Origin of the sequence: Actinosynnema sp. NPDC023658, assembly GCF_040639995.1 — a bacterium.
In the GTDB taxonomy this organism is placed as follows: Bacteria; Actinomycetota; Actinomycetes; order Mycobacteriales; family Pseudonocardiaceae; genus Actinosynnema.
Genome location: NZ_JBFAAX010001372.1, coordinates 1 through 749 on the forward strand (window position 1 = coordinate 1; position 749 = coordinate 749).

Annotated in this window: 2 protein-coding genes; both read right to left on the reverse strand. The window is 73.2% G+C overall.

The features are described 5' to 3' along the window. On the reverse strand, nt 1-401 hold a 401-nt coding region (locus tag AB0G02_RS41080), incomplete at its 3' end, for a class I SAM-dependent methyltransferase (RefSeq protein ID WP_360806230.1). Between the two features lie 60 nt (nt 402-461). Further along, nucleotides 462-749: carboxyl transferase domain-containing protein (locus AB0G02_RS41085; RefSeq protein ID WP_360806233.1), on the reverse strand; the 288-nt coding region annotated here is incomplete at its 5' end.

Sequence of the window (749 nt, forward strand, 5' to 3'; positions counted from 1 at the left end):
GTGAACACCTCCGGCAGCAGCGGGGGTGGTGTGTGGATGACCGAGTAGGACGCGAGGATGCCGCCGAGGACACCGTCGGCGAGGTCCAGGTCGGTCATCGACCCCTCGTCGAACCGCAGGTCCGGGTGCGCCCGCCGGGCCAGGGCGATCATCTCCGGGGACACGTCGACGCCGAAGGCACTCAGCCCGAGCGCGTCCAGGTGCGCCGTCAGGTGGCCGGGGCCGCAGCCGACGTCGGCCACGGGCCCGTCGGCGTGCGCCCGCACGAGTTCGGCGAACGCGGCCAGCAGCGCGCGTTCCAGCGGCAGGGCGTCCAGCACGTTGCTGAAGAGCTCGGCGTAAAGAGGGGCAACGGCGTCGTAGGCGGCCCTGGTGTTCTCCAGAGCGGACGGTTCGATCACGGCGGGGAACCCTAGTCGGCCACGACCCGGCGTCGGAGCGCCCGTGTCGGGCTCACCCGCTCACAGCGGCGCGTTGCCGTGCTTGCGACGGGGTGGGGCGGTGTGCTTGTCCTCCAGCATGGCGAGGCCCCGGGCGATGGCCGCCCTGGTCTCGGCCGGGTCGATCACGTCGTCCACCAGCCCGTGCTCGGCCGCGTGGTACGGGTGCATCAGCTCCGCCCGGTAGTCCGCGACCAGTGCCTCGCGCAGCCGCGCCGGGTCCTCGGCGGCGGCCAGCTCACGCCGGTGCAGCAGGTTCACCGCACCCTCGGCGCCCATCACCGCGATCTCGTTCGTCGGCCACGCCAG